At 43.7% G+C, this 21498-nt stretch carries 10 protein-coding genes, 4 tRNA genes and 6 rRNA genes; 16 read left to right on the top strand and 4 right to left on the bottom strand.

Annotation, left to right across the window (positions count from 1 at the left end; all coding sequences use genetic code 11):
• Positions 1-135 precede the first annotated feature (135 nt).
• Both dnaK and grpE read right to left on the bottom strand, forming a co-directional pair.
• Entirely contained in the window at positions 136-2082 is a 1947-nt protein-coding gene (dnaK, locus tag ABZP31_RS14730) for a molecular chaperone DnaK (RefSeq protein WP_005023873.1), read from the bottom strand.
• 117 nt (positions 2083-2199) lie between these two features.
• On the bottom strand, positions 2200-2754 hold the full coding sequence (gene grpE / locus ABZP31_RS14725) for a nucleotide exchange factor GrpE (protein WP_248130398.1): 555 nt from the start codon (positions 2752-2754) through the stop codon (positions 2200-2202).
• 612 nt (positions 2755-3366) lie between these two features.
• On the opposite strand from grpE, the gene ABZP31_RS14720 reads away from it, so the two are divergent.
• A complete protein-coding gene (locus ABZP31_RS14720; protein WP_248130399.1) occupies positions 3367-3651 on the top strand; it encodes a molybdenum ABC transporter substrate-binding protein in 285 nt (94 codons plus the stop codon).
• A gap of 452 nt (positions 3652-4103) precedes the next feature.
• Here ABZP31_RS14720 and ABZP31_RS14715 read toward each other — a convergent pair whose 3' ends face one another.
• Positions 4104-4424 carry a hypothetical protein gene (locus ABZP31_RS14715; protein ID WP_005017598.1) on the bottom strand — a complete coding sequence of 107 codons (321 nt, stop codon included), beginning with the start codon at positions 4422-4424 and terminating at the stop codon, positions 4104-4106.
• 205 nt (positions 4425-4629) lie between these two features.
• On the opposite strand from ABZP31_RS14715, the gene ABZP31_RS14710 reads away from it, so the two are divergent.
• Entirely contained in the window at positions 4630-5700 is a 1071-nt protein-coding gene (locus ABZP31_RS14710; RefSeq protein ID WP_005017599.1) for an alpha/beta hydrolase, read from the top strand.
• A gap of 75 nt (positions 5701-5775) precedes the next feature.
• Here the strand turns inward: ABZP31_RS14710 and ABZP31_RS14705 are convergent, their stop codons facing one another.
• Entirely contained in the window at positions 5776-6441 is a 666-nt protein-coding gene (locus ABZP31_RS14705; RefSeq protein WP_005017601.1) for an acetoacetate decarboxylase family protein, read from the bottom strand.
• Between the two features lie 99 nt (positions 6442-6540).
• On the opposite strand from ABZP31_RS14705, the gene ABZP31_RS14700 reads away from it, so the two are divergent.
• From ABZP31_RS14700 to rrf (ABZP31_RS14635), 14 genes are all read left to right on the top strand, one after another.
• The gene (locus ABZP31_RS14700) at positions 6541-7110 is read left to right on the top strand and encodes a peptidylprolyl isomerase A (protein ID WP_005023877.1); all 570 of its coding nucleotides are present in this window, start codon (positions 6541-6543) and stop codon (positions 7108-7110) included.
• A 436-nt stretch (positions 7111-7546) separates the two neighbouring features.
• Positions 7547-9083, top strand: a 16S ribosomal RNA gene (locus ABZP31_RS14695).
• A gap of 61 nt (positions 9084-9144) precedes the next feature.
• A tRNA-Ile gene (locus tag ABZP31_RS14690) sits at positions 9145-9221 on the top strand.
• A gap of 54 nt (positions 9222-9275) precedes the next feature.
• Positions 9276-9351: transfer RNA gene (locus ABZP31_RS14685), tRNA-Ala, on the top strand.
• A gap of 363 nt (positions 9352-9714) precedes the next feature.
• A 23S ribosomal RNA gene (locus ABZP31_RS14680) occupies positions 9715-12604 on the top strand.
• A gap of 190 nt (positions 12605-12794) precedes the next feature.
• Positions 12795-12909, top strand: a 5S ribosomal RNA gene (gene rrf, locus ABZP31_RS14675).
• Together the 16S, 23S and 5S rRNA genes with 2 tRNA genes alongside form the textbook arrangement of a ribosomal RNA operon.
• A gap of 436 nt (positions 12910-13345) precedes the next feature.
• A complete protein-coding gene (locus tag ABZP31_RS14670; RefSeq protein WP_248130451.1) occupies positions 13346-13660 on the top strand; it encodes an ankyrin repeat domain-containing protein in 315 nt (104 codons plus the stop codon).
• 311 nt (positions 13661-13971) lie between these two features.
• The gene (locus ABZP31_RS14665) at positions 13972-14409 is read left to right on the top strand and encodes a MarR family transcriptional regulator (RefSeq protein WP_005017607.1); all 438 of its coding nucleotides are present in this window, start codon (positions 13972-13974) and stop codon (positions 14407-14409) included.
• Positions 14406-15257 (top strand): alpha/beta fold hydrolase, encoded by an 852-nt coding sequence (locus tag ABZP31_RS14660; RefSeq protein WP_075041420.1) that lies wholly within the window; start codon positions 14406-14408, stop codon positions 15255-15257. The genes ABZP31_RS14665 and ABZP31_RS14660 overlap by 4 nt, the downstream gene beginning before the upstream one ends.
• A gap of 831 nt (positions 15258-16088) precedes the next feature.
• A 16S ribosomal RNA gene (locus ABZP31_RS14655) occupies positions 16089-17625 on the top strand.
• A 61-nt stretch (positions 17626-17686) separates the two neighbouring features.
• A tRNA-Ile gene (locus ABZP31_RS14650) sits at positions 17687-17763 on the top strand.
• Between the two features lie 55 nt (positions 17764-17818).
• Positions 17819-17894, top strand: a tRNA-Ala gene (locus ABZP31_RS14645).
• 361 nt (positions 17895-18255) lie between these two features.
• A 23S ribosomal RNA gene (locus tag ABZP31_RS14640) occupies positions 18256-21145 on the top strand.
• 190 nt (positions 21146-21335) lie between these two features.
• Positions 21336-21450 (top strand): 5S ribosomal RNA (gene rrf, locus ABZP31_RS14635).
• Positions 21451-21498: the final 48 nt, after the last annotated feature.

Raw genomic sequence — 21498 nt, 5'->3', positions numbered from 1 at the left:
CATGAAAATGATCTGTAACTAGACAGGGTAATATCCATACATAATATTGCAAGGCTTTTTACCGGAAAACCCTAAAACTATAAACAAGAAAAAACCGCGCCTGAGCGCGGTTTTTTTGAAAGTTAAAGTGAAAAATTATTTTTTATCATCTTTAACTTCAGTAAATTCAGCATCAACGACACCGTCATCAGCTTTTTGTTGCTGACCAGCATCACCACCTTGAAATGCATTCGGATCAAAGCCTTGCGCACCACCCTGAGCACCTTGAGCGGCTTCATAAGCACGCTGGGTGATTGGCATAATGATGTTTTGTAATGCTTCAGTTTTTGCCTTAATAGCGTCAACATCATTTTCTTTAGTTGCAGCTTCAAGTTCAGAAACTGCTGTTTCAACGGCAGTTTTCTCATCAGCAGTTACTTGCTCGCCCAGATCTTTTACTGCTTTTTGTGCAGAAGAGATCAGTGCATCCGCTTCATTACGTGCTTTTGCCAGTTCTTCAAACTTGCGGTCTTCTTCCGCATTCGCTTCCGCATCTTTAATCATTGCTTCAATTTCAGCATCAGACAAACCTGAGTTTGCTTTAATCTGGATCGATTGCTCTTTACCAGTACTCTTGTCTTTTGCAGAAACTTTCAGGATACCGTCAGCGTTAATGTCAAATGACACTTCAATTTGCGGTACGCCACGTGGAGCAGGTGGGATATCGCCTAACTGGAAGTTACCCAACAATTTATTTTGTTGAGCCATTTTTCGTTCACCTTGGTAAACCGAAATATCTACAGCAGGCTGATTATCTGCCGCTGTAGAGAACACTTGTGATTTCTTCGCAGGAATCGTCGTGTTTTTCTCGATAATTGGAGTCAACACGCCGCCCATAGTTTCAATACCCAGTGTTAACGGGGTTACATCCAGCAATAGTACGTCGTTCTTGTCACCAGACAATACAGCACCTTGAATCGCAGCACCAATCGCAACTGCTTCATCCGGGTTTACGTCTTTACGTGGCTCTTTACCAAAGAATTCTTGTACTTTTTGTTGTACAAGCGGCATACGAGACTGACCACCAACCAAAATGACGTCAGAGATGTCAGAAGTTGAAAGCCCAGCATCTTTAAGCGCAATACGGCAAGGCTCAATGGTACGCGCCACTAAATCAGCAACCAAACCTTCAAGTTTCGCACGTGTTACATTGATCACTAAGTGTTTAGGACCAGTTGCATCGGCGGTGATATATGGAAGGTTGATTTCAGTTGCATTTGATGAAGAAAGCTCGATTTTTGCTTTTTCAGCAGCTTCTTTCAAACGTTGTAACGCAAGTGGATCATTTTTCAAGTTCACACTTTGTTCTTTCTTAAATTCTTCAACTAAGAATTCAATTAATGCGTTATCAAAGTCTTCACCACCAAGGAAAGTATCACCGTTTGTTGATAACACTTCGATTTGCTGGTCGCCATCAAGGTCTGCGATTTCAATAATTGATACGTCAAAAGTACCACCACCTAAGTCATAAACTGCAACTTTACGGTCGCCTTCTTTTTTATCCATACCGAACGCAAGTGCAGCAGCAGTAGGTTCGTTAATGATACGTTTAACGTCTAGGCCAGCGATTTTACCCGCATCTTTGGTTGCCTGACGTTGCGCATCGTTAAAGTAAGCAGGAACGGTAATGACTGCTTCAGTTACGGTTTCACCTAAATAGTCTTCTGCAGTTTTCTTCATCTTTTTCAAGATTTCAGCAGAGATCTGTTGCGGTGCCAATTTTTTGTCGTTAACTTCAACCCAAGCATCGCCATTGTCTGCTTTGATGATTTTATAAGGTACAAGGCCGATGTCTTTTTGTACCGCTTGATCTTCATAACGACGACCGATCAAACGCTTGATTGCGAATAATGTATTTTTCGGGTTGGTTACTGCTTGGCGTTTCGCGCTTTGACCAACCAGAATTTCGCCATCTTTATAGGCAATAATGGATGGGGTAGTGCGTGCGCCTTCCGCATTTTCGATTACTTTAACTTTATCGCCTTCAAGTACAGCAACACATGAGTTGGTTGTACCCAAGTCAATACCAATAATTTTAGCCATCTGACATATTCCTCAGTAATTTTTACAATCTTATGTTTGTTATCCGATATGAGAGTCTTTCAAAAATTTTCAAGTAAATTAGCTAAAAATTTTTAAAAACTCCCGCATTTAGAAGGCTTATTGCCCTACCATGACCATTGCAGGCCGTAACAGACGACCGGATAGGGTATAGCCTTTTTGCAAAACTGTACCTATTTCACCAGACTTGGCATTTGGATCAATACCCACCGCCTGATGCAGATCGGCATTAAAACCATTTGCCGTATCCACAACTACCACGCCCGCTTTTTCAAGCGTAGTCAGTAACCCTTTTAATGTGAGTTCTACACCTTCCGATAAGGGAGTTTGTTCTTCACCAGTGGCTTGCAGCGCACGTTCAAGGTTATCTACTGTCTCAAGCAGGTTTTTCGCAAATTTCTCTAGAGCAAATTTTTTCGCAGTCTCAGCTTCACGCTCAAGACGCTCTTTTACTTTTTCACTCTCATAAATGGCATTCGCCGCACGAGCTTTTTCAAGTTTCAGGCTTTCTTCAAGCTTGGTAACTTGTGCTTTTAAATCTTCAGAATCTGTTTCTAAATGCCCTGAACCGCTTTCAGCCTGGGTCTGTTGGTCATGTGCTTCTAATTGCTCTTCTTGAGGATTTTGAGCCTGCTCATTTTGCTCATTCGCCATTGCTGATCTCCGTTTAAATGGGTTTTTAAACATGTACAGTCCTTATTTGGCCTCAGTACTAACTGCGTTACTTCTGAACTGCCATGATTGCTCATTCATTAATACTGTTGAAGTCGGGGCTAGATGAAAAAAATCAAGCAGAAACCCATATAAATATAAGGTTTTTTATTCCTTCTATATATAAAAGATCATTTTTCTAAAAATTATCGGAAAATAAAATCGCTAAACCCCCTATAACAGGACGCTATAGAGGTATTTTTTCTTAAAACGGGCATAATTCTTAAATCATCTTCTTCAATTACAATGTAAAGCTTTTATAACGGTGTATAAGAGTTGTATAGCTGAATTATTATTAAAAATGAAAATTTCATCCTTTATGTAAACTAAAATCTTTATAAACTGAATAATTTAAATAATTCTCATTTTCTAATCCTAAAGATGTGCTTATTTATTTTACTCTGTAACAGTTTAATAAAAGATTTCAGAAGCTGTACCTGTCTTATTCAAAACACCAACCAATTGTATGCAGGACAATGAAAAGCTTTTGTTCATTATGACTTTCGCAAAGCAGTGTCTAGGCTTTGTGTATTTGATGTTTTTTTAAGGAAGGAAATGATGAAAAAATTAGGTTTAATTTCACTGGTGCTGGCAGGTGTTTCTTTTGCAGCTGTAGGCTGTGCGACCAATGATGGTATGACTCATCCTGAAACTGCACAAAGCCAGTCTGCTGTACAGTCTGAGACTGACACTTCATTAGTAAGTGCTCAAGCGTCTACAGATATTAGCGCACAAGGTGAAGTTGCGGCTCAAGCTGATCCTGCAGCTCAACAAATCGAAGCAGTACAGGCAGCTCCTGCTGAGCAGCCAGCAGCTATGACTGATGCTACAGCACAGTAAGAACTAATCCTCCAGGAAAGGATACAATGAAGAGGAGCCATCTCTTGCTTGTTTAATTGTTGAGGAAACAATTGGAAATAGATAATAGACCTGAGATCTGTTATCTATTTTTGTCTAAACAGTCGTTATTAATAAAAATATAAAAACTCAATAAGAAAGATGAACTGTTGATTTAGAATCATAGATGAGAAAGTAATCCAAGTGTTTGACTTAATATTTTAAGTTAACCATAGAGATATTGTTGTTAAGCTGACGGCTGACTTGTTTGGTAGAAATATCTGGCATGATATAAATAGAAAAGACAGTTAAAGTTTTAGTCTGCTCTATAATTTTGAGTTTATTTTAAAGAATAACTGCTATGTCAAACTATGCATAGGTTATAGCTAGAGTAAAAGATAAAAGAAAGCCCGGTTAAAACCAGGCTTAGTCTAGAGGAGGTAAGAAAAAGAGATTTAGTCTCTATCCCATTTCCGATATTCACGCTCGCGTTCACGCTGACGCTTTTCCCATTCCTTGTGATCTTTCTTCCATTCTTTACTATTTTCTCTACGCTGTTCATACAGCTTTTTACGCTGCTCCATACGCTTACGTTCCCATTCACGCTGATCATAACGCTGCTGGTCATAGCGTTGATCTCGGTCATACCGATGATCACGATCATAACGCCGGTCCTGATCATAACGGCCATCATATTGATAGTCATCCGGATAAACCGCACAACCACTTGCTAATACTGCTGTTGCAAGCGAAAGTCCTAATAATTTATTTAACATGCTGCTGTTCCTTTCTACTCTTGCCGTCCAGTGGCAAAAAACATCCTGAAAACCATTGCTTAATGTCAATGACAGTTTATAGAAATAAGAATAGCGTATTCAGCTTGTTGGATTTGTATACACACTAGTTGTTTTATATACCAGTATAGTCAAATGACAGTTAATCATGTAGAAAGTATGAAGAAATAAATAAGGAGAAAATGGCATGGCAGTTTCTAACTTGGCAATACAACAATTATTAAAAAAAACTCAAGGTCCCGCAGCACGTGCACTCGATAAATTGCCTGATCTTGCCAAAGAATCAATTGCCAAGGCATTGGGCTATAGCTATATCTATCCGCAGCTCGACCCTCTGGTCAAATGTTTAATGGCCATACAGCATAAGCAGGGTAAGTTTGGTTTAATTACAGATCAGCCCTTAAAAGATCGAGAAGGCTTTGAAAAACAGATTGCAGAGCTAACCGCAAAGAAAACTCCTATCAAACATGTAGAGGACATCCGGCTACCTTTACAAAGTGGCACGATTACAGCCCGGCATTATCATCCTGATCCACAGAAAAAATTACCTTTAATCATGTTTTATCATGGAGGAGGGTTTGTGATTGGTAGCTTGAATACACATGATGAAGTTTGTCGTCTGATTGCCAAATATGCCAATACTCAGGTGATCAGTATAGATTATCCACTTGCACCTGAGGTTGGTCCAAAACAGATAATTCAGTGCTGTGAGGATGCGCTCGCATGGGCCTATCAGAACCGTAAGCAGCTTAAGATTTATAAAAACCGTATTGCAGTCGCAGGGGACAGTGCCGGTGCCAATATCAGTGCAGTAGTTGCACAGCGTACAGTGAATAAGGCTTATAAACCTTCTGCGCAGTTATTAATTTACCCGGTAGTAGACTTCAAGAGCCGTCACCCTTCTTTTTATAACTATAATGAAGGATTAGTACTGACCAAAGATGACGTGGACCGCGTTACAGAGTTTTATGCTATTCGTCATCATATCGAATTGGATGACCCGATGATTTCGCCTACTTATGGTGAGTTAAAACATCTGCCGCCAACTTTTATTTTAACTGCCGGGCATGATGTTCTACACGATGAAGGAAAGATTTATAGCCATAAGCTGCGTCAGCAGGGCGTAAAGGTCCGCTATCAGGAATTTGAAGACCAGGCTCATGGTTTTGTTAATCTGACTTTGGTATCTGGAAAAGCCAAAAAATATACAATTCAAATTGCCAAGGATTTCCGTAAATTCTGGAATAAAGCAGCATAACTGCTATCAAGGTTTCTTATATTTCTAAAGCTCATTTAGATGAAGTATTTTAGGTTCCACGTGAAACAAAAAATATCAAGTGATCTGAGCTTTAGGAAATATTAAGTCAAACGCAGGTACGTATAGACCTTTTAGAAAAATTGCCTGGGAAAAGTCCGGAAACAGGCAGCCAGTATTTTTCCAGTGTGCCTGATATATTACATTTAAGGAACCTTTAAATTCAGGACGGAAACGGTAATGCCGTTGTCCATCAAACTGATCAATCTGCATCAACTGTTTAGGTAGATATTTAGAGTTGACTGGTACACTTTTAAAGTAAGGTGAAAAACCAATATGCAGAGACATTTCATGTTCAGAAGATGCAATATGGCAAAAGAGTTGATTCTGCTGTCGTCGCCATTCAAAACGTGCCAGTTCTTTAGGAATGCCCCATAACTTACGGCCGTGTATTACAGACTCTGTAGTTGAGACATAAATTTTTGGAATAGTAGAAAGTATACGTTGTGTCATTAAAGGATGATCAAGAATCAATAATTCATCATAAGGTTGTATAGGAGTATCCTGATAGCGTACCAATATGACTTGGACGAAGCGCCCTGTAGAAGAGTAGGACAAACCAAAATGGCGAAATTTTTTCAGAAACTGCGGAGTAAGCCAGTAATTTAAAATAAAGCCTTCTCCTTGCAAGTTCCAAGGCGGTAACTGTAAGTTATGCGGATCAGTATGATTTATTCTTGTCATAACACATACTCAAAATAATTACTTTTCTGCTGATTAATAAATTATGAAAGCTTAATATAGCTAAATCTAAAAGCTCTAGAAAATAGTGTGGGTAAATAAATGTTAAAACAGATAATCGTGGGTATGAGCGCAGGTTTTTTGAGTATCTCGGTATGGGCTGCCAACAGTGCCATGCAAATAAAAACATCTTTGGGTAATATCGAAATAGAATTATTTAACGATAAAGCGCCTGTGTCAGTTAAAAATTTTGAAAGCTATGTAAAGAGTAATTTCTACAATGGTACCATTTTCCATCGGGTCATTCCTGGCTTCATGATTCAGGGTGGAGGGTTTGATGCACATATGAAACAGAAACCTACAAATGCCCCTATACGTAATGAAGCAGGTAATGGTTTAAAAAATACCCGGGGTACTTTAGCAATGGCACGTACCAATGATCCAAACTCAGCTACCAGTCAATTTTTTATAAATATTGCTAATAATGACTTTTTAAATAGAAATATAATGAATGACGGATACGCAGTATTTGGCCGGGTTACTCAAGGAATGGAAATAGTCGATAAAATCGGTGCTGTACCGACAGGTAACAATGGCCCATACCAAAATGTTCCAGTTCAACCAGTTAAAATTTTAGAGATAAAAACAAAAGTAAACAAAACTGATAAATAAATACTCATTTAAGTGGGAATATTTAACTTATATTTCTATTTTAAAATTAATAAGTTATAGGGTAGCTATACTAATAAAAAGTTAAATAAAATGTATATTTTTAGAACACTTGTAAAAACAGCAGCTTAAAAGTGCTTGCCATAGCTCATTTTTGCCCTATAATGAGCTCATCCCGACGCGATTAAGACAAAGATCTTCACTAAAGGGTGAAGGTAGTGGTTCTTATTTGCGTTAATTCTGTCTCTGACGAAGAGCAGAAAGATCATTAAGAGAGTATGAAGAACAACTTGTGTGGATTTTTACTGGTTGATCGATCGAAATAATTTTCATTGATTGAATGGTAGAAATTTCTCGAAGTTTATTTGAGTAAATTTTTAGTCAGAAGATTAATGAGCCAGAATTGGTACCTTGTCTATAAATAAGGTACAAATGATTTTAACTGAAGAGTTTGATCATGGCTCAGATTGAACGCTGGCGGCAGGCTTAACACATGCAAGTCGAGCGGATGAAGGTAGCTTGCTACTGGATTCAGCGGCGGACGGGTGAGTAATGCTTAGGAATCTGCCTATTAGTGGGGGACAACGTTCCGAAAGGAGCGCTAATACCGCATACGTCCTACGGGAGAAAGCAGGGGACCTTTGGGCCTTGCGCTAATAGATGAGCCTAAGTCGGATTAGCTAGTTGGTAGGGTAAAGGCCTACCAAGGCGACGATCTGTAGCGGGTCTGAGAGGATGATCCGCCACACTGGGACTGAGACACGGCCCAGACTCCTACGGGAGGCAGCAGTGGGGAATATTGGACAATGGGGGGAACCCTGATCCAGCCATGCCGCGTGTGTGAAGAAGGCCTTTTGGTTGTAAAGCACTTTAAGCGAGGAGGAGGCTACCTAGATTAATACTTTAGGATAGTGGACGTTACTCGCAGAATAAGCACCGGCTAACTCTGTGCCAGCAGCCGCGGTAATACAGAGGGTGCGAGCGTTAATCGGATTTACTGGGCGTAAAGCGTGCGTAGGCGGCCAATTAAGTCAAATGTGAAATCCCCGAGCTTAACTTGGGAATTGCATTCGATACTGGTTGGCTAGAGTATGGGAGAGGATGGTAGAATTCCAGGTGTAGCGGTGAAATGCGTAGAGATCTGGAGGAATACCGATGGCGAAGGCAGCCATCTGGCCTAATACTGACGCTGAGGTACGAAAGCATGGGGAGCAAACAGGATTAGATACCCTGGTAGTCCATGCCGTAAACGATGTCTACTAGCCGTTGGGGCCCTTGAGGCTTTAGTGGCGCAGCTAACGCGATAAGTAGACCGCCTGGGGAGTACGGTCGCAAGACTAAAACTCAAATGAATTGACGGGGGCCCGCACAAGCGGTGGAGCATGTGGTTTAATTCGATGCAACGCGAAGAACCTTACCTGGCCTTGACATACAGAGAACTTTCCAGAGATGGATTGGTGCCTTCGGGAACTCTGATACAGGTGCTGCATGGCTGTCGTCAGCTCGTGTCGTGAGATGTTGGGTTAAGTCCCGCAACGAGCGCAACCCTTTTCCTTATTTGCCAGCACTTCGGGTGGGAACTTTAAGGATACTGCCAGTGACAAACTGGAGGAAGGCGGGGACGACGTCAAGTCATCATGGCCCTTACGGCCAGGGCTACACACGTGCTACAATGGTCGGTACAAAGGGTTGCTACACAGCGATGTGATGCTAATCTCAAAAAGCCGATCGTAGTCCGGATTGGAGTCTGCAACTCGACTCCATGAAGTCGGAATCGCTAGTAATCGCGGATCAGAATGCCGCGGTGAATACGTTCCCGGGCCTTGTACACACCGCCCGTCACACCATGGGAGTTTGTTGCACCAGAAGTAGGTAGTCTAACCGCAAGGAGGACGCTTACCACGGTGTGGCCGATGACTGGGGTGAAGTCGTAACAAGGTAGCCGTAGGGGAACCTGCGGCTGGATCACCTCCTTAACGAAAGATTGACGATTGGTAAGAATCCACAACAAGTTGTTCTTCATGACGATGTATCTGAGGGTCTGTAGCTCAGTTGGTTAGAGCACACGCTTGATAAGCGTGGGGTCACAAGTTCAAGTCTTGTCAGACCCACCACTACTGACGAAAGCAGTATGCAGAAAAACAGATATATTGACTTATTGATAAGCTGGGGACTTAGCTTAGTTGGTAGAGCGCCTGCTTTGCACGCAGGAGGTCAGGAGTTCGACTCTCCTAGTCTCCACCACGAATCAAACATGATTTGATTCGAAGCTAGAGATTACAGAATTTAATAAATGGAAGGTTCAAGAATCCTGGTTTATTAACTTCTGTGATTTATCACAGTTGACTGCAATCCGACGAGGATGCAGTGAATCATTAACAGATTGGCAAATTTGAGTCTGAAATAAATTGTTCAACTCATTCAATAGACGTTACAGGGTAACCTGTTAACTAACGTAGATTGAACTGAGAACTAGCAAATTAACTGAATCAAGCGTTTTGGTATATGAATTTAGATTGAAGCTGTACAGTGCTTAAATGCACAGTACTCTAAACTGTAATGTTGAAGTTGCTCCTTGTAGGTAACGTCGACTGTTTGGGGTTGTATAGTCAAGTAATTAAGTGCATGTGGTGGATGCCTTGGCAGTCAGAGGCGATGAAAGACGTGATAGCCTGCGAAAAGCTTCGGGGAGGCGGCAAATATCCTGTGATCCGGAGATGTCTGAATGGGGAAACCCACTTACCATAAGGTAGGTATTGCATGATGAATACATAGTCATGCAAGGCGAACGAGGGGAAGTGAAACATCTCAGTACCCTCAGGAAAAGAAATCAATTGAGATTCCCTCAGTAGCGGCGAGCGAACGGGGATCAGCCCATTAAGTTATGTGTGTTTTAGCGGAATGCTCTGGGAAGTGCAACCGTAGAGGGTGATAGTCCCGTACACGAAAGGGCACACATAATGATGACGAGTAGGGCGAGGCACGTGAAACCTTGTCTGAATATGGGGGGACCATCCTCCAAGGCTAAATACTCCTGACTGACCGATAGTGAACCAGTACCGTGAGGGAAAGGCGAAAAGAACCCCTGTGAGGGGAGTGAAATAGATCCTGAAACCGCATGCATACAAGCAGTGGGAGCACCTTCGTGGTGTGACTGCGTACCTTTTGTATAATGGGTCAGCGACTTATATTCAGTGGCGAGGTTAACCGAATAGGGGAGCCGTAGAGAAATCGAGTCTTAATAGGGCGTCTAGTCGCTGGGTATAGACCCGAAACCGGGTGATCTATCCATGAGCAGGTTGAAGGTTGGGTAACACTAACTGGAGGACCGAACCCACCGTCGTTGAAAAGCCGGGGGATGACTTGTGGATAGGGGTGAAAGGCTAATCAAACTCGGTGATAGCTGGTTCTCCCCGAAAGCTATTTAGGTAGCGCCTCGGACGAATACCATTGGGGGTAGAGCACTGTTTCGGCTAGGGGGTCATCCCGACTTACCAAACCGATGCAAACTCCGAATACCAATGAGTACTATCCGGGAGACAGACTGCGGGTGCTAACGTCCGTAGTCAAGAGGAAAACAATCCAGACCGCCAGCTAAGGCCCCAAAATCATAGTTAAGTGGGAAACGATGTGGGAAGGCATAGACAGCTAGGAGGTTGGCTTAGAAGCAGCCACCCTTTAAAGAAAGCGTAATAGCTCACTAGTCGAGTCGGCCTGCGCGGAAGATGTAACGGGGCTAAAACTATGTGCCGAAGCTGCGGATGCACATTTATGTGCGTGGTAGGGGAGCGTTCTGTAAGCCGATGAAGGTGGATTGAGAAGTCTGCTGGAGGTATCAGAAGTGCGAATGCTGACGTGAGTAACGACAAAACGGGTGAAAAACCCGTTCGCCGAAAGACCAAGGGTTCCAGTCCAACGTTAATCGGGGCTGGGTGAGTCGACCCCTAAGGCGAGGCCGAAAGGCGTAGTCGATGGGAAATTGGTTAATATTCCAATACTTCTGTGTAATGCGATGAGAGGACGGAGAAGGTTAGGTCAGCCTGGCGTTGGTTGTCCAGGTGGAAGACAGTAGGCATGCATCTTAGGCAAATCCGGGGTGCTCTATGCTGAGAGTCGATAGCAAGCCAGTTTACTGGCGAAGTGGCCGATACCATACTTCCAAGAAAAGTCTCTAAGCTTCAGTTACACAGGAATCGTACCCGAAACCGACACAGGTGGTCAGGTCGAGTAGACCAAGGCGCTTGAGAGAACTCTGCTGAAGGAACTAGGCAAAATGGTACCGTAACTTCGGGAGAAGGTACGCTGCTGATGGTGATAGGACTTGCTCCTTGAGCTGTCGGCAGCCGCAGAAACCAGGCCGCTGCAACTGTTTATTAAAAACATAGCACTCTGCAAACACGAAAGTGGACGTATAGGGTGTGATGCCTGCCCGGTGCTGGAAGGTTAATTGATGGGGTTAGCGTAAGCGAAGCTCTTGATCGAAGCCCCAGTAAACGGCGGCCGTAACTATAACGGTCCTAAGGTAGCGAAATTCCTTGTCGGGTAAGTTCCGACCTGCACGAATGGCATAATGATGGCGGCGCTGTCTCCAGCAGAGGCTCAGTGAAATCGAAATCGCTGTGAAGATGCAGTGTACCCGCGGCTAGACGGAAAGACCCCGTGAACCTTTACTGCAGCTTGACACTGAACTTTGACCTTACTTGTGTAGGATAGGTGGGAGGCTTTGAAGTAGGGACGCCAGTTCCTATGGAGCCATCCTTGAAATACCACCCTGGTAATGTTGAGGTTCTAACTCTGACCCATAATCTGGGTCGAGGACCGTGTCTGGTGGGTAGTTTGACTGGGGCGGTCTCCTCCTAAAGAGTAACGGAGGAGTACGAAGGTGCGCTCAGCGTGGTCGGAAATCACGCGTAGAGTATAAAGGCAAAAGCGCGCTTAACTGCGAGACCCACAAGTCGAGCAGGTACGAAAGTAGGTCTTAGTGATCCGGTGGTTCTGTATGGAAGGGCCATCGCTCAACGGATAAAAGGTACTCTGGGGATAACAGGCTGATACCGCCCAAGAGTTCATATCGACGGCGGTGTTTGGCACCTCGATGTCGGCTCATCTCATCCTGGGGCTGAAGCAGGTCCCAAGGGTATGGCTGTTCGCCATTTAAAGAGGTACGCGAGCTGGGTTTAGAACGTCGTGAGACAGTTCGGTCCCTATCTACCGTGGGCGCTGGAAATTTGAGAGGATCTGCTCCTAGTACGAGAGGACCAGAGTGGACGAACCTCTGGTGTACCGGTTGTGACGCCAGTCGCATCGCCGGGTAGCTATGTTCGGAAGGGATAACCGCTGAAAGCATCTAAGCGGGAAGCCTACCTCAAGATAAGATTTCCCCGTGACTTTATGTCACCTAAAGAGCCGTTCAAGACCAGGACGTTGATAGGTTGGATGTGGAAGCATAGTGATATGTGAAGCTGACCAATACTAATTGCTCGTGAGGCTTGACTATACAACACCCAAACAGTTGTATACAAAGCATCAATCGATTCATAAATATGCAATATCCCTTGATTCAGCCTGATGCTGGAACATACAATTCAGACCCAGATCTGCCCTCTGTTAATAACTCATTTGGACTAAAGTACGGCATATACTGCACCGCAGTTAAATCAGACCCGAACAAGTCCATCAACAGTTGTGCTGGCGACCATAGCAAGAGTGAACCACCTGATCCCTTCCCGAACTCAGAAGTGAAACCTCTTAGCGCTGATGGTAGTGTGGGGTTACCCATGTGAGAGTAAGTCATCGCCAGCTCATTATTCTAAAAAGCCCCCTCATATGAGGGGGCTTTTTTTATGCGTGGGGGAGTGGAAAAAATATTTAGAATGATATTTTTTGAACTCTTTTAAGTAATAGTCAATAATTCATCTAATGTTAAGTAGTCCTATATAAGGATTAAACAATATAAAATTTAGTGAATATTCAACAGGCTTGCTCTAGCCTATAAATATTTTAATATTTAAATTTCTTTTAAAAGCATGAAGTAGCTTATTTTATAAATAATCAGTTATAAGCTAAAAATCTATACTTTATTTTTAGATAATATTTATAAATATTTAAAATACTTCTAGAATGAGAAAATTAATTTTCTGTAAATAAATAGAAAATAAATAACTAAGGTTGGATCTTATTTAAAAGCTGTCTCTCAATTTAAACTAGCCATACTCAAGGCAAAGTAGGCGTTATTCATATGAAATTTAATTCATTCTCTCCTGTATCCCAAGATGAATCTGAACTTCACCTTCCTGAACTTGTGTATTGGGCGTCTTTAGGTGATATGGAACACGTTAAACAGTTATTAGATGCTGGCATTGATCCAAATCAGGCTGATGAAGAAGGATACAGTGCACTGCATGCTGCAGTCGAAAATGGTTATTTAGGTATTGTGAAACTTCTTATAGACAAAGGAGCTGATCTACATAGTAAAGGACAATATACTGCTCTACAGCTGGCAGAAATGGCTATGCATTCTGAAATTGTCGAGTTTCTAAAATCATTTAAATAATTATATTAAAAAAGGAACCTCATCATCCTGATGAGGTTCCTTTATATTTCGCTTGTAGGTAAAACTCCTGTTATACCTCACGTTCCTGGTGCTAAAACATATTATTGTTGTTTTATGTTCTGGAACTTGTCTGTTCCTTGTTGATCTCAGAATACTTTGAATAACTTAACTGATCTAGCTGCAAAAAGCAGAAGAAGATGTAAGTTTAAACTGACAATATTATATTTCTTGACTGTTCAGTAAATTTGAAAAATTTACACTTTTGCTTTAATCAAGCAGAATAATTAATTATTTCACATATGAAGTATTTTGTGTCTCGACCTAAATTGATCTATCTGCTGAGTCAGGCAGACCATAAAGTACAAAGCCTGATCAGGCAGTGTCTTCCAGAAGAATTACAAAGTCCTTCACAAATGCTGGTACTGTTTTATCTTGATCAGCAGGATGGCATAACGCTTACGGAACTGGCTTCACGGATGCAGTTGGTTCCCTCTGCAATTACCGGGCTCATTCAACGAATGACAATACAAAAGCTGGTGATTAAAAAAAGTTCTCCAACCGATGCTAGAACTACCTGTCTATTTTTGACCGATTTATCCAGATCACTTCTTCCAGAGCTCAAGCAAAAAGCCACTTATTTAAATCAGTATATGCAGCAGGGATTTAGCATTGAAGAAATTTGTACTATTGAAAAATGGCTAGATTTTTTGACAAAAAATTTAGATAAAATGAAGGAAAAAGATTTATGAATAACTATATTGAAGTGAAATGTCGAGATGGCTATATCCTGAAAGGAATTTTTTACCCTAGTACTGCCCCTATAAAAAAGAGTGAACCTGTAATCATTTCTCCAGCTACTGGTATTGTTCAGCAATTCTATCAACCTTTTGCCGTATGGTTAACTCAGCAGGGCTATGATGTTCTGACTTTTGACTTTAGGGGAATTGGTGCTTCACTTAATGGCGCACTAAAAGATTCTAAAGCATCTATTCAAGATTGGGGTTTACTGGACCTGCCAGCGGTCATTGATACGGCGCTAAAAAAGACGGGTGCCTCTCAGGTAAACATTATCGGGCATAGTGCGGGTGGTCAGTTAGTGGGTCTGGTTGAAAATCATCAGCAGGTTAAACAGCTTATTTCTATTGCAGGCTCGACAGGGTATATCAAAGGATTAAAAGGTCGTACCAAACTTCTGGCACCCCTTATGTTTAATCTGCTATTTCCCCTAAGTTCAGCTTTTAAAGGATATGGAGCCGCTAAAGTAATTGGAATGGGCGAAAACTTACCGAAAGGCGTTGCGCGGCAATGGGCACAATTCTGTAGCCGTCCTGGCTATGTTATGAATGCGGTAGATAAAACGATCAATAAACATTATCATGAGCAGGTTTGCTGCCCGATTACTGCTATTGCAGCAGCTGATGATGAAATTGCAACAGAACAGAATATTGATGCTTTGTTGAAACTTTATCCGCTAGCCCCTACAAAGAAATTAATTATACAACCAAAACATTATGGCCATCGATCAATTGGGCATATGTTAATGTTCAGGCCTTCACACCAAAATTTATGGCCACTTATTGCTGGTCAGTTAAACTGATTCTAGAGTATTAAGGAAGAGTGAATAAAGCTACTCTTCCTTGATACGTAGAGAACAGAAAATTTAAAAATAAAATTTTTTAATATCATTAAGAGGCTAGGGTTAATTATATCTAAGCGGGATATTAATCTGCCTGAATACAAGCAGTGAGTGATTCTTCATTATCATATAAAAAATGCGCTCAACTATTTTTTGAAAAAGAATATAAAAAGGTCCGGGCCAGTATCCAGCAATGACCAGCCTAAAGGTCGATGAAAGCTATATAGCCTTTCTTAAAAATTAATTTAAATAGAGGCGATAAAACATACAGCAGGGTTTAAATAATAATTTAGGTCATATGAAATAGATGAGTGAAGAATAAAAATTGACTTGTCTAGCCGAAGTTAAAATAAGAAATAATGATTTAAAAAAATTAAAAAAGTAAGAAAAAATACAAGAAAATGGTTAAAAAATGAGAAATAAAAAGCCTTTTTCCCTATTTTTGCTGAAAAATAGTACATACGTGAAAAATATATTAAATGGGGGGTTGCAATGATTCCGAAATCCTCTAGAATGCACCCCATACCGACGAGATAGACGGAAATAAACAAGCGCAAGGCGCTAAGTTGTTGAGTTTATCGAAGTCCAGCTTCTAGTACTGACGAGGTATTAGAAAGATCATTAAGAGAATATGAAGAACAACTTGTGTGGATTTTTACTGGTTGATCGATCGAAATAATTTTCATTGATTGAATGGTAGAAATTTCTCGAAGTTTATTTGAGTAAATTTTTAGTCAGAAGATTAATGAGCCAGAATTGGTACCTTGTCTATAAATAAGGTACAAATGATTTTAACTGAAGAGTTTGATCATGGCTCAGATTGAACGCTGGCGGCAGGCTTAACACATGCAAGTCGAGCGGATGAAGGTAGCTTGCTACCGGATTCAGCGGCGGACGGGTGAGTAATGCTTAGGAATCTGCCTATTAGTGGGGGACAACGTTCCGAAAGGAGCGCTAATACCGCATACGTCCTACGGGAGAAAGCAGGGGACCTTCGGGCCTTGCGCTAATAGATGAGCCTAAGTCGGATTAGCTAGTTGGTAGGGTAAAGGCCTACCAAGGCGACGATCTGTAGCGGGTCTGAGAGGATGATCCGCCACACTGGGACTGAGACACGGCCCAGACTCCTACGGGAGGCAGCAGTGGGGAATATTGGACAATGGGGGGAACCCTGATCCAGCCATGCCGCGTGTGTGAAGAAGGCCTTTTGGTTGTAAAGCACTTTAAGCGAGGAGGAGGCTACCTGGATTAATACTTTAGGATAGTGGACGTTACTCGCAGAATAAGCACCGGCTAACTCTGTGCCAGCAGCCGCGGTAATACAGAGGGTGCGAGCGTTAATCGGATTTACTGGGCGTAAAGCGTGCGTAGGCGGCCAATTAAGTCAAATGTGAAATCCCCGAGCTTAACTTGGGAATTGCATTCGATACTGGTTGGCTAGAGTATGGGAGAGGATGGTAGAATTCCAGGTGTAGCGGTGAAATGCGTAGAGATCTGGAGGAATACCGATGGCGAAGGCAGCCATCTGGCCTAATACTGACGCTGAGGTACGAAAGCATGGGGAGCAAACAGGATTAGATACCCTGGTAGTCCATGCCGTAAACGATGTCTACTAGCCGTTGGGGCCCTTGAGGCTTTAGTGGCGCAGCTAACGCGATAAGTAGACCGCCTGGGGAGTACGGTCGCAAGACTAAAACTCAAATGAATTGACGGGGGCCCGCACAAGCGGTGGAGCATGTGGTTTAATTCGATGCAACGCGAAGAACCTTACCTGGCCTTGACATACAGAGAACTTTCCAGAGATGGATTGGTGCCTTCGGGAACTCTGATACAGGTGCTGCATGGCTGTCGTCAGCTCGTGTCGTGAGATGTTGGGTTAAGTCCCGCAACGAGCGCAACCCTTTTCCTTATTTGCCAGCACTTCGGGTGGGAACTTTAAGGATACTGCCAGTGACAAACTGGAGGAAGGCGGGGACGACGTCAAGTCATCATGGCCCTTACGGCCAGGGCTACACACGTGCTACAATGGTCGGTACAAAGGGTTGCTACACAGCGATGTGATGCTAATCTCAAAAAGCCGATCGTAGTCCGGATTGGAGTCTGCAACTCGACTCCATGAAGTCGGAATCGCTAGTAATCGCGGATCAGAATGCCGCGGTGAATACGTTCCCGGGCCTTGTACACACCGCCCGTCACACCATGGGAGTTTGTTGCACCAGAAGTAGGTAGTCTAACCGCAAGGAGGACGCTTACCACGGTGTGGCCGATGACTGGGGTGAAGTCGTAACAAGGTAGCCGTAGGGGAACCTGCGGCTGGATCACCTCCTTAACGAAAGATTGACGATTGGTAAGAATCCACAACAAGTTGTTCTTCATGACGATGTATCTGAGGGTCTGTAGCTCAGTTGGTTAGAGCACACGCTTGATAAGCGTGGGGTCACAAGTTCAAGTCTTGTCAGACCCACCACTACTGACGAAAGCAGTAATGCAGAAAAACAGATATGTTGACTTATTGATAAGCTGGGGACTTAGCTTAGTTGGTAGAGCGCCTGCTTTGCACGCAGGAGGTCAGGAGTTCGACTCTCCTAGTCTCCACCACGAATCAAACATGATTTGATTCGAAGCTAGAGATTACAGAATTTAATGAGAACTTAGCGTAAAGCACATCTTATTAACTTCTGTGATTTATCACAGTTGACTGCAATCCGACGAGGATGCAGTGAATCATTAACAGATTGGCAAATTTGAGTCTGAAATAAATTGTTCAACTCATTCAATAGACGTTACAGGGCAACCTGTTGACTAACGTAGATTGAACTGAGAACTAGCAAATTAACTGAATCAAGCGTTTTGGTATATGAATTTAGATTGAAGCTGTACAGTGCTTAAATGCACAGTGCTCTAAACTGTAATGTTGAAGTTGCTCCTTGTAGGTAACGTCGACTGTTTGGGGTTGTATAGTCAAGTAATTAAGTGCATGTGGTGGATGCCTTGGCAGTCAGAGGCGATGAAAGACGTGATAGCCTGCGAAAAGCTTCGGGGAGGCGGCAAATATCCTGTGATCCGGAGATGTCTGAATGGGGAAACCCACTTACCATAAGGTAGGTATTGCATGATGAATACATAGTCATGCAAGGCGAACGAGGGGAAGTGAAACATCTCAGTACCCTCAGGAAAAGAAATCAATTGAGATTCCCTCAGTAGCGGCGAGCGAACGGGGATCAGCCCATTAAGTTATGTGTGTTTTAGAGGAATGCTCTGGGAAGTGCAACCGTAGAGGGTGATAGTCCCGTACACGAAAGGGCACACATAATGATGACGAGTAGGGCGAGGCACGTGAAACCTTGTCTGAATATGGGGGGACCATCCTCCAAGGCTAAATACTCCTGACTGACCGATAGTGAACCAGTACCGTGAGGGAAAGGCGAAAAGAACCCCTGTGAGGGGAGTGAAATAGATCCTGAAACCGCATGCATACAAGCAGTGGGAGCACCTTCGTGGTGTGACTGCGTACCTTTTGTATAATGGGTCAGCGACTTATATTCAGTGGCGAGGTTAACCGAATAGGGGAGCCGTAGAGAAATCGAGTCTTAATAGGGCGTCTAGTCGCTGGGTATAGACCCGAAACCGGGTGATCTATCCATGAGCAGGTTGAAGGTTGGGTAACACTAACTGGAGGACCGAACCCACCGTCGTTGAAAAGCCGGGGGATGACTTGTGGATAGGGGTGAAAGGCTAATCAAACTCGGTGATAGCTGGTTCTCCCCGAAAGCTATTTAGGTAGCGCCTCGGACGAATACCATTGGGGGTAGAGCACTGTTTCGGCTAGGGGGTCATCCCGACTTACCAAACCGATGCAAACTCCGAATACCAATGAGTACTATCCGGGAGACAGACTGCGGGTGCTAACGTCCGTAGTCAAGAGGAAAACAATCCAGACCGCCAGCTAAGGCCCCAAAATCATAGTTAAGTGGGAAACGATGTGGGAAGGCATAGACAGCTAGGAGGTTGGCTTAGAAGCAGCCACCCTTTAAAGAAAGCGTAATAGCTCACTAGTCGAGTCGGCCTGCGCGGAAGATGTAACGGGGCTAAAACTATGTGCCGAAGCTGCGGATGCACATTTATGTGCGTGGTAGGGGAGCGTTCTGTAAGCCGATGAAGGTGGATTGAGAAGTCTGCTGGAGGTATCAGAAGTGCGAATGCTGACGTGAGTAACGACAAAACGGGTGAAAAACCCGTTCGCCGAAAGACCAAGGGTTCCAGTCCAACGTTAATCGGGGCTGGGTGAGTCGACCCCTAAGGCGAGGCCGAAAGGCGTAGTCGATGGGAAATTGGTTAATATTCCAATACTTCTGTGTAATGCGATGAGAGGACGGAGAAGGTTAGGTCAGCCTGGCGTTGGTTGTCCAGGTGGAAGACAGTAGGCATGCATCTTAGGCAAATCCGGGGTGCTCTATGCTGAGAGTCGATAGCAAGCCAGTTTACTGGCGAAGTGGCCGATACCATACTTCCAAGAAAAGTCTCTAAGCTTCAGTTACACAGGAATCGTACCCGAAACCGACACAGGTGGTCAGGTCGAGTAGACCAAGGCGCTTGAGAGAACTCTGCTGAAGGAACTAGGCAAAATGGTACCGTAACTTCGGGAGAAGGTACGCTGCTGATGGTGATAGGACTTGCTCCTTGAGCTGTCGGCAGCCGCAGAAACCAGGCCGCTGCAACTGTTTATTAAAAACATAGCACTCTGCAAACACGAAAGTGGACGTATAGGGTGTGATGCCTGCCCGGTGCTGGAAGGTTAATTGATGGGGTTAGCGTAAGCGAAGCTCTTGATCGAAGCCCCAGTAAACGGCGGCCGTAACTATAACGGTCCTAAGGTAGCGAAATTCCTTGTCGGGTAAGTTCCGACCTGCACGAATGGCATAATGATGGCGGCGCTGTCTCCAGCAGAGGCTCAGTGAAATCGAAATCGCTGTGAAGATGCAGTGTACCCGCGGCTAGACGGAAAGACCCCGTGAACCTTTACTGCAGCTTGACACTGAACTTTGACCTTACTTGTGTAGGATAGGTGGGAGGCTTTGAAGTAGGGACGCCAGTTCCTATGGAGCCATCCTTGAAATACCACCCTGGTAATGTTGAGGTTCTAACTCTGACCCATAATCTGGGTCGAGGACCGTGTCTGGTGGGTAGTTTGACTGGGGCGGTCTCCTCCTAAAGAGTAACGGAGGAGTACGAAGGTGCGCTCAGCGTGGTCGGAAATCACGCGTAGAGTATAAAGGCAAAAGCGCGCTTAACTGCGAGACCCACAAGTCGAGCAGGTACGAAAGTAGGTCTTAGTGATCCGGTGGTTCTGTATGGAAGGGCCATCGCTCAACGGATAAAAGGTACTCTGGGGATAACAGGCTGATACCGCCCAAGAGTTCATATCGACGGCGGTGTTTGGCACCTCGATGTCGGCTCATCTCATCCTGGGGCTGAAGCAGGTCCCAAGGGTATGGCTGTTCGCCATTTAAAGAGGTACGCGAGCTGGGTTTAGAACGTCGTGAGACAGTTCGGTCCCTATCTACCGTGGGCGCTGGAAATTTGAGAGGATCTGCTCCTAGTACGAGAGGACCAGAGTGGACGAACCTCTGGTGTACCGGTTGTGACGCCAGTCGCATCGCCGGGTAGCTATGTTCGGAAGGGATAACCGCTGAAAGCATCTAAGCGGGAAGCCTACCTCAAGATAAGATTTCCCCGTGACTTTATGTCACCTAAAGAGCCGTTCAAGACCAGGACGTTGATAGGTTGGATGTGGAAGCATAGTGATATGTGAAGCTGACCAATACTAATTGCTCGTGAGGCTTGACTATACAACACCCAAACAGTTGTATACAAAGCATCAATCGATTCATAAATATGCAATATCCCTTGATTCAGCCTGATGCTGGAACATACAATTCAGACCCAGATCTGCCCTCTGTTAATAACTCATTTGGACTAAAGTACGGCATATACTGCACCGCAGTTAAATCAGACCCGAACAAGTCCATCAACAGTTGTGCTGGCGACCATAGCAAGAGTGAACCACCTGATCCCTTCCCGAACTCAGAAGTGAAACCTCTTAGCGCTGATGGTAGTGTGGGGTTACCCATGTGAGAGTAAGTCATCGCCAGCTCATTATTCCAAAAAAGCCCCCTCATCGAGGGGGCTTTTTTTATGCCTG

The sequence above is a fragment of the Acinetobacter sp. FL genome (assembly GCF_040744925.1).
Taxonomy (GTDB): Bacteria; Pseudomonadota; Gammaproteobacteria; order Pseudomonadales; family Moraxellaceae; genus Acinetobacter; species Acinetobacter radioresistens.
Note: the sequence above shows the minus strand (reverse complement) of the source record. Positions and strands in the feature narration are given on the sequence as shown.